Here is an 8,395-nt window from a genome sequence, read left to right on the forward strand (position 1 = left end):
AGCCGGGTTGGCGACGGCGGACACAAGAGCGCGATCAAGTCGCCGCCAACTCCCCATTACTGGATCTGCCCATAAGGCAGGAATTATAGGCTTGCCGCACGAGGCCGCAGCCGGTGCACTGTTCGGCGTGACCGCCCAGGGCCGCGGTCCGGCACGCCTCCACCGCGGCCATGACCCGGCGCTCGACACGCCCGAGATGGCCGGCATGGTCGCGGCGATAATCAGCCCCGTGACGGTGGAATACATCCGCCACTTCCAGATCCGGGCGCATGGCGCGCGGCTCAGCCGGACGGCGTGATCTCCATGTGGAGTTGGTCAAAAGGACTGGCGGTCTGGCCGATCACAGCCGTTGAGACCTGGGCGTATAGTGTCGTCGTCGCCAGGCTGCGATGGCCCAGCAGCACCTGAATGATCCTTATGTCCGTGCCGGCTTCCAAAAGGTGGGTGGCGAAGCTGTGGCGAAGGGTGTGCACCGTCACCCGCTTCTCAACGCCCAGGGACTCGCAGGCTGCTCGACAGGCGATCCCCAAGGTCTGTAGGCAAGCAGAGGGTGGGCCGGATCTCGAAGATGGGCAATCATTATATCCGACGATTGCTGTACCTCGGCGCCATGGCACAGATCATGCTCAGACCACAGATCATGCTCAGACGTAGACTCAAGCGCGAGCCGGGGTCGGATGGCTATCGAGCATGCTGATCCGGAAGAAAACGAACGTCGTCGCCATCGCCTTGCGCATCGCATGGCAAGAACAATCTTCGCAGTCCTTAGGGACGGATCGCGCTACGAGCCTCAGGCAGCCTGACAGGCTCTCCGGAATGGTCAGTGAGGTGATGGCAAACAACGGAGACGAAGAACCAGGACACCCCGATCAATCCGAAGCGCCTCGAGCGCGCTCGATTGAGTGGGACCTGTTCTCCAAGCGGATATTCATCAGGGCGCGCAGCGATCTCGCTGCAAATCAGACGCCGTATACATGGCCGCAACCGATCCGTTCGCCAAATCCGATCCGACACCCTTGACCCGCAGGAGCCATCCATACACGGGTTGAGGTCTGGGCTGTAGGGTGGCAGGTAGAAGAGCTTGGCTCCTGCCGCGGCGAATGGCACGACGAATGGCTTGCGCCTTGTGGCTGCCAAGATTGTCCATGACGATGTCACCGGGGCGAGAGCGTCGGCACGAGGAACTGCTCGACCCCGGCCGCAAAATTTGCGCCGTTGATGGGATCATCGATGACGCATGTGAGCTCTATAGAAGCTTCGAGCAGCGGCCTTCGCCGACGATGCGCCAGGAGCATGCCGCCGGCGACAAGGTCTTCGTCGACTATTCCGGCAAGAAGATCCCGATTGTTGATCGCAAGACCGGTGAGATCCGCGAGGCGGAGATCTTCGTGGCGGTGCTCGGGCCTCCAGCTTCACCTATGCGGAGGCGACTTGGCGATCGAAAAATGGCGGCGCGCATCTCGGCCTGACGCCGGCGCGCTGCCAGTCGGGCGCAGACCGACATCCAGGGCAAGATCAGCCGATGCGGCGACGAACTTGCTCGCACCGCGCTTTATGAGGCCGCCCACACACTGCTTGTGCGCTCCAAGAAACGGTCGAGCCTCAGAGGATGGGGCATGAACATCGCCATGCGACGCGGCATGGCGCGAGCTTGGGTCGCAGTCGCCCGCAAGCTCGCCGTCATCCTGCATCGCATGTGGGTCGATACGACCGAGTTCCGCTACGGCAAGCAGCCGGTCTGCGCAGCGACGGCATGAAATGAGACGAAAACTGGAGGAGCAAGAAATACAGCTTCGCCCGCAAGGATGATACCAGACCGTTCCGTGGGGACGATGGGCAAGGCGATCTCGTTGAGAGTCCCGAACCTGCCGGCCCAAGCGCGGCAAGGCCGTGAAATAGATTGAGACGCCGTGCTCTCCTGAACCCATCATGCGGCGGCCCAGCGCCGACCGCGAAGAGAAGCGCGTGACCCGAGGACGATACGATCCGGAAAAAGAACAGGAGCAGCTTGACCGCGACGACCCCCAATCAAAGAGGACTCTGAGAACGAGTTCCGGCCCATTTTCGGCGTATCCTCAAACAGGCTTCGCTAAGCAGTTATAGGCGCTTCCTCTCCACATCACTTTATTTATCTTGGCAAATAAGCAAAAATTTGTGATACACACTTAATATAGCGCAATTATTCCTTCACGAATTTTCACTTTTTTTGTGTCGTCACCGGCGCAAATCTGATATATGGTTCAGAAACAGGATGTAAAACGCCAGAATCGCCATAGCTTTAACTGTCAGAAGACGCCAAATATCAACTATCAATTATATAAGCGCTGTGGAAGAGATGGCGTAAAGTTCGGAAAAGCCAGCGTGCCGCCATTGCCAGCGACTTCTACCTTACTAGGCCGCTCGCCGTACTTCAGGGGCGACTATGAGATCACGGGCTGCGGTGGCGTCTTCGGCATGTCCGGCCGGATTGGCTCCGCGAACTGGCTCGCGTCACGCGCCCGAGCGGATTTGTCATCGCAAGCACTCGCAAGAGCTATGTGGAGGCCACATCGTTTAATGACGAGATGCGCCGCCTGCGCAGGATGCGGGCGTATCTATGCCGGCACACTTTAAGCGACGGCAGATGCATCGCCGATAAGGATGCGGACACTAGGTTTTTCAGGAGCCCATAAGGCCAAATCACCAACGGAGAGCGAATATGACCACTCTACCACAAATTTCACTGGCGAAACTGACAGCCGACGCAACGCGACATGAAGAGCGCCAGTGCCTGCAAATGGCCTGCCAGGAGTATGGGTTCTTCTACCTTGTCGAGCACGGCATCCCGAAGGAACAGATCGCACAAGCCATCGAGGCTTCCCGGCGGTTCTTCGCGTTGCCACAGTCGATCAAGGAACGCTACGGTCACGCCTCTCAAATCGTGCATCCCACTACCGCCCGTGGATACAGTCCCTTGCACGGCGAGATGCTACATCCCGAGGTCGGCGGCGATCCAAAGGAAGTGTTCGACCTCGGAATCGAGAATGAAGGCGACCGGCGTCCGTTTGCCGGAAGCACGCGTTTTCCGGATGACGCCTTGGCTCCTGGTTTCACGCGAAGCCTGCTTGCTTTGCAGGCTACCGTGCTCAACCGGGTCGTCCCGCAACTCGGGACCGCGCTTGCCGACCTGATCGATATGGAACAGGGCTGGTTCCAACGCCATTTCAGCCCACCGACGCTCGGGCAACGCGTGATCCGCTATCCAGCTCGCGGCGGCACGTGCGCCAAGCACACCGATGGTGGCTTCTTCACGCTGCTGCTGCAGGAGGAACTCCCCACGCGGTCCTTGCAAGTGTGGTTCCGGGGGCGCTGGACGCCAGTGCCGAGCCTGCCCGACAGTCTCGTGGTCAATTTGGGCGACATGCTTCAGGCACTGAGCGACAACCGCTTCAAGAGTACGCCACATCAGGTCGCGCACAGTGGTCAGACTGACCGAATTTCGCTTCCCTTCTTTATCTATCCCGACGTCGACGCTCACCTGACTTCGCCGCAAGGGCGCGCCTTCAGTGCCGCGGAAATGATGCTGCGCAACATGGAGTTAATTGAAACCGGGAATGGCGCCGGACGCGCCCGAGAGTTGCAATAAATGTTCGGTTTTCTCAAGCGTGCGCAAATTAGGGCGACGATGCGGCGCACCGCGGCATGGTGCGTTGGGAGACCTCCCGTTAATTCGACCCGCCCTCGCGCGTATGGCTTGGAGGTCCGCAACACGCCTCGGGATGAAGCGCGCTTATGTTGTACCATCGTTTGAATTGTGGCCGCACGAGATCACACGGTAGCCGTGGGAATCACGGGGTTAGGCTTGCCTCTGGAATGTGCTCCGAGAGCGCAAGGCCGACTTCCCAAATTTAGCAACATGGACCAAAGGCATCATGCTTCTGGCATCGGCACATCCGCCGCAAACGGAAGCCGTTTTTGGTCATCTCCGGCGCTAGTGCCGCCTGACCAGATTGGCCTGCATCAGGCCGACGAGCGGCATTTCGACATTAGAGTAATCTGATCCTGACAACCTTCAAGGACAGGAGAATGCTTATGTGCATGCGCCATGATCTCAACAACGCATTGCAAGGTACGCAGAATTGGATCAGCGATCTGATGTGGAGGCTTCGCTGGCATGATCGCGAGCAGGTCTACCAAGCCCTAATTGCAACGCTGCACGCCCTACGCGACTGCCTGGATCGCGACGAGGCCGTTTACATGGGCGCACAGTTGCCAGCCCTACTGCGCGGCTTTTACTACGAGGGCTGGCATCCCGGCCAACCCGCCATAAGCAGAAACCGAAATTCGTTTCTCGACCGGATCCACGACGGCGTCCACTGTGACCCGGCAGCGGACCCGGAAGAGGTTGCGCGCTCGGTCCTCGGCCAATTCGCGGACCGTTTGTCTGCAGCAGAGATGGAAGAGGCCAAGGCCACAACTCCAAGAGTGCTGCATGACCTTTGGCCAGTCTGAGACAGACGTACTGCCCCCCGCTGGGGCCTTCGACCAGGAAACCAATTTTGACCAAGCTTCCCCGACAAGTCCACAACAAAAGCTTCGATGAGGGTCGAGTAGCTCAGCCATTCGGCGGCGTAGGGTATGGCCTGAACTGCCGCAGTGAAGAAGGTCTCGTCTTCCAGAGCCTGTCCGCAGCATGCGGGATGATGGTGCAGCCGAATTGAACGGCGACCGAATGTGAGTTTGGGCGTGCTCGGAAACGACGCGCGTCCTGAACGGGCTCAGACCTTGGATACCGAACAGCCAATGGAGACCTGCAGATTTCCCCCTGATGGCCTCGATGCCGGCGCGGAAGTTGCGCAGCTTGCGATAGACCCAATTGCTTTTGACCAAGTCTTCGACCTTGAGGCCGCTTCTTGTGGAAGGCCATGTCGCGCATAGGCCTTGGCCCGGCCCAGTTTTTCGCGGCTGGTATAGCCGCCGTCGGCAGCCGCCTGCCGCGGCGCCTGCTCCCAGACGGCGATATGGCGCTCCAGCATCGGCAAGAACCGCTCGCTGTCGACCGGGTTTCCGGCTACGAGGTCAAAGATCAGCCGGCTTCGGCCGGTGGTCAAATTGAGCTTGTGGCCGTGATCGACGTCGCGGCTGCCCTTGACGCTGATGTCGGCATGCGGCTCCGGCAAGCTGATCAGCTTGTCGCCGGCCTGCGCCGAAGCCAGGACCCCGCCGCTGTGTCTGGGCGATGTTATGTTCAATCAGCGGCCGGTAGTGGCGGATCTGGGCCTGCCACAGTTCGCCGGCCGGGCCTACGCGGGCAACTATGCCGCCGCCTGCTCGACATAGCCCAGGGTTTTGCGGGTGATCTTGAGCAGCTCGCGGCGATGCTTGACCCGTTTGGGGCGGCCGCGGGCATATTTGATCGTCCGGGCCGCTTCTTCGCCACGAGTCAATGATCGTGCCATGGGATGGCGCTGCCCAGTGCATCCGCCTGCTGCAACACAAGCGCACCATCGCCCGCACGGCATCCCACAACAGGCTGCTGTCGCTCGGCCCGTGGATCAGCGCCGCGGTGACGGTGCTGGGGTGATTGGGGTGGGCCCCGAGCTGAAATGAGGGCGGCTGCTCCTGTCGGGATGTGAGAACGTGGTCGATGTAGATCGCCACAAACATCAGGAAGGAGCAGCCATGAAGTATTTTGCCGGACTGGATGTGTCTTTGGAAGAGACCGCCATCTGCGTCGTCCATGAGAGCGGCCGGATTGTGAAGGAAGGGCGGGCGGCGAGTGAACCACAGGCGCTTCATCATGCCCTTCGGAAAGTCGATCTGCCGCTTGAACGCATCGGACTGGAAGCCTGCTCGCTGGCGGCCTGGCTTTATGATGGTATCCGCGCCGAAGGATGGCCGGCCATCTGCATTGAAACCCGACAGGCCAAAGCAGCGATGAAGACGATGCCGAACAAGACGGATCGGAGTGACGCACGCGCCCTAGCGCAGATCATGCGCACCGGCTGGTACCGACAGGTGCATGTGAAAAGCCAGCAGTGTCGGCTCTGGCGTTCCCTCCTCGTCGCTCGACGCACGGTCCTCAACGAAATGCGGACGATCGAGAACGTGGTCAGGTCGATTCTTCGGGAGGCCGGCCTCAAGCTTGGCAAGCCAAGCCGTGCAGCCTTCGCCGATCGCGTGCGCGAGCTCATTGGTGCTGACAATATCGTCATGGCGCTGGTCGAGCCGCTCCTGGCGATCGTAGCCACGATGTTGCGCGAGTTCGGGCGACTGACAAAGCAGGTTCTCGACATCGCCCGCAAGGAGCAAGTCTGTCGGCGGCTGATGAGCGCGCCCGGCGTCGGGCCGATCACCGCGCTCGCCTTCCGTGCCACGATCGATCAGCCGGACCGCTTTCGCCGGTTAAGGGATGTGGGTGCGCATCTGGGCTTGACCCCGGCACGTTATCAATCCGGTGAAACAGATGAGGTGGATGGCTCCCGCTCCCGGCATCTGAGTGCCACAGTGGGTTTGCTGTCAGGCAACCCGAGCAAAGGAGCCATCCGCCATGCAGATTACCACCGTGGGCCTCGATCTGGCCAAGCGCATTTTTCAAGTTCACGCCGTCGACGCGTCTGGAGACGTTGTTGTGCGCAAGGCACTGCGCCGATCGCAAGTTCTGCCGTTCTTCGCCAAGCTACCGCGCTGCCTGATCGGGATCGAGGCCTGCGGGACGTCACATCACTGGGCTCGAGAACTGACGGAGCTCGGCCATGAGGTCCGCTTGATGCCGCCGAGCTACGTGAAGCCTTATGTGAAGCGCGGCAAGAATGATGCGGTGGACGCGGAAGCGATCTGCGAAGCGGTGACACGCCCGACCATGCGCTTCGTGGCGATGAAGTCGGCCGAGCAACAGGCGGCCCTGTCGCTTCACCGCACACGCAATCTTCTGGTCAAGCAGCGCACGCAACTCGTGAACATGATCCGCGGCTTGTTGGCTGAGTTCGGCATCGACATTCCTCAAGGTTTGGAGCGGGCGCTCAGGCTGGCGCACCAGATCGCCGCGAAGGAAGCGACGCCGGAAGTGCCGGCAATGGCAACGCAGGTTCTCGGTCTCCTGTGCGGGCAGGTGCTCGACACCCATGTTCGTCTCCAGGCGATCGACCGTTCGATCAGTGCCCTCCAACGAACCGACGACGTCGCACGACGCTTGTCGACGATCCCCGGTATCGGTCCGGTAGGGGCTACAGCGTTGGCTGCATCCGTTGCCGATCCGGGACAGTTCCGCTCGGGTCGAGAGTTCGCCGCCTGGCTTGGGCTGACACCTTCGCAAAACTCGAGCGGCGGAAAGGACCGTCTCGGGCACATCACCAAGATGGGCGACCGGTATCTGAGAAAGCTCCTGGTGATCGGCGCGACCTCTCTGACCCGACGGGCAAGGCATAAGCCCGAGGCTGCGGATCCGCGCCTCCTCGCGTTGCTCGCCAGGAAGCCAGCGCGCGTGGCAAGCGTAGCCATGGCAAACAAGATGGCCCGCGTGGTGTGGGCGATCATGGCGCGCGGCGAAACCTATCAAGCTCGCCATGCCGCGAGCCTTGCGGCGCAAGGTTCGAAGAGGATGAAATTTTAAGGGCAGAGAACAGTTCGAGCCGATCGATCGGCTCCATGAGGTTGTGAGAGCGACGCGATGTGATGGCGAGACCGGTCAGGCCGGGAACAGGGACAACCCGTCGAATGTCCGAGGCATCATAGCCTGATAAGCAGATTGGGACCCAGTTCGCCGACCCCATCAGGGCCAGCAGCCTCGAATGGCTGCATCAACAGGCCGGACAGAAGACTGCACCCGACCAACGCGCCATAATGTCGAATTACCTCTTGCATCGCGGGAGCCATCCACAGAGGACATTCAGGGCAAGGTCAGCCGATGCGGCGACGAACTCGCCCGCACGGCCCTCTATGAGGCGGCGCATTCGCTGCTTGTGCTCAGCAAGAAGTGGTCAAGCCTCAGGGCGTGGGGCATGAATGTCGCCAAACGGCGCGGTATGGCGATAGCCCGGGTCGCGGTTGCCCGCAAGCTCGCCGTCATCCTGCATCGCATGTGGAGCGATGCGACCGCGTTCCGCTTTGGCAAGGAAGCCGGCGGCCCCGCGTCGGCATGAAATAGGACAACAGATAAACGAAGAGGAACATACAGACAGTGATTTACCCGAGAGGGTGATCCGGATCGTTCCCGTGGGGACGATGGGCAAGGCGATCTCGTTGGCAGGCTAGATCCTGGATAGATTCTCCCAAGGTCGCTCAACAGATTGAGACGCCTCGCTCTCCTGACCCCATCATGCGGCGGCCCGGCTAGATCACGCACTAAAGGAGCAAGCCAATGGGCACTAACCAAGCATCTCAGGCGCCTGCTATCTCACCTCCTACGATCAGAGAA

4 protein-coding genes and 8 pseudogenes are annotated in these 8,395 nt (G+C 60.5%); 8 read left to right on the forward strand and 4 right to left on the reverse strand.

Going from position 1 to position 8,395, the window contains the following annotated elements:
* Window positions 1–76 precede the first annotated feature (76 nt).
* Together NKH02_RS33525 and NKH02_RS33530 are read right to left on the reverse strand one after the other, a co-directional pair.
* Window positions 77–271, reverse strand: a pseudogene (locus NKH02_RS33525) (transposase zinc-binding domain-containing protein); the annotation flags it as partial.
* Between the two features lie 10 nt (window positions 272–281).
* Window positions 282–617, reverse strand: a complete 336-nt coding sequence (locus NKH02_RS33530; RefSeq protein ID WP_352884079.1) for a tyrosine-type recombinase/integrase — start codon at window positions 615–617, stop codon at window positions 282–284.
* Between NKH02_RS33530 and NKH02_RS33535 the strand changes: the two are divergent.
* A pseudogene (locus NKH02_RS33535) lies at window positions 539–803 on the forward strand (transposase); the annotation flags it as partial. The gene NKH02_RS33530 and the pseudogene NKH02_RS33535 overlap by 79 nt on opposite strands.
* Before the next feature lie 238 nt (window positions 804–1,041).
* Here the strand turns inward: NKH02_RS33535 and NKH02_RS33540 are convergent.
* Window positions 1,042–1,235, reverse strand: a pseudogene (locus NKH02_RS33540) (transposase); the annotation flags it as partial.
* A 39-nt stretch (window positions 1,236–1,274) separates the two neighbouring features.
* Between NKH02_RS33540 and NKH02_RS33545 the strand changes: the two are divergent.
* From NKH02_RS33545 to NKH02_RS33560, 4 genes and pseudogenes are all read left to right on the forward strand, one after another.
* Window positions 1,275–1,432, forward strand: a pseudogene (locus tag NKH02_RS33545) (IS21 family transposase); the annotation flags it as partial.
* A 6-nt stretch (window positions 1,433–1,438) separates the two neighbouring features.
* Window positions 1,439–1,757: pseudogene (locus tag NKH02_RS33550) on the forward strand (transposase); the annotation flags it as partial.
* 941 nt (window positions 1,758–2,698) lie between these two features.
* Complete coding sequence (locus NKH02_RS33555) at window positions 2,699–3,625, forward strand: 2-oxoglutarate and iron-dependent oxygenase domain-containing protein (protein WP_352884082.1); 927 nt, start codon at window positions 2,699–2,701, stop codon at window positions 3,623–3,625.
* A gap of 452 nt (window positions 3,626–4,077) precedes the next feature.
* Window positions 4,078–4,491, forward strand: coding sequence for a DUF2267 domain-containing protein (locus NKH02_RS33560; protein WP_352884085.1), 414 nt, complete (start codon window positions 4,078–4,080; stop codon window positions 4,489–4,491).
* Window positions 4,492–4,809: 318 nt separating this feature from the next.
* On the opposite strand, the pseudogene NKH02_RS33565 reads toward NKH02_RS33560, so the two are convergent.
* Window positions 4,810–5,556, reverse strand: a pseudogene (locus NKH02_RS33565) (ISNCY family transposase); the annotation flags it as partial.
* Between the two features lie 105 nt (window positions 5,557–5,661).
* Between NKH02_RS33565 and NKH02_RS33570 the strand changes: the two are divergent.
* From NKH02_RS33570 to NKH02_RS33580, 3 genes and pseudogenes are all read left to right on the forward strand, one after another.
* Window positions 5,662–6,471 (forward strand): annotated as a pseudogene (locus NKH02_RS33570) (IS110 family RNA-guided transposase); the annotation flags it as partial.
* Between the two features lie 58 nt (window positions 6,472–6,529).
* On the forward strand, window positions 6,530–7,591 hold the full coding sequence (locus tag NKH02_RS33575) for an IS110 family RNA-guided transposase (RefSeq protein ID WP_352884087.1): 1,062 nt from the start codon (window positions 6,530–6,532) through the stop codon (window positions 7,589–7,591).
* A gap of 268 nt (window positions 7,592–7,859) precedes the next feature.
* Window positions 7,860–8,120, forward strand: a pseudogene (locus NKH02_RS33580) (IS110 family transposase); the annotation flags it as partial.
* Window positions 8,121–8,395 lie beyond the last annotated feature (275 nt).

The sequence above is a fragment of the Mesorhizobium sp. M1396 genome, from assembly GCF_040317725.1.
Lineage (GTDB): Bacteria > Pseudomonadota > Alphaproteobacteria > Rhizobiales > Rhizobiaceae > Mesorhizobium.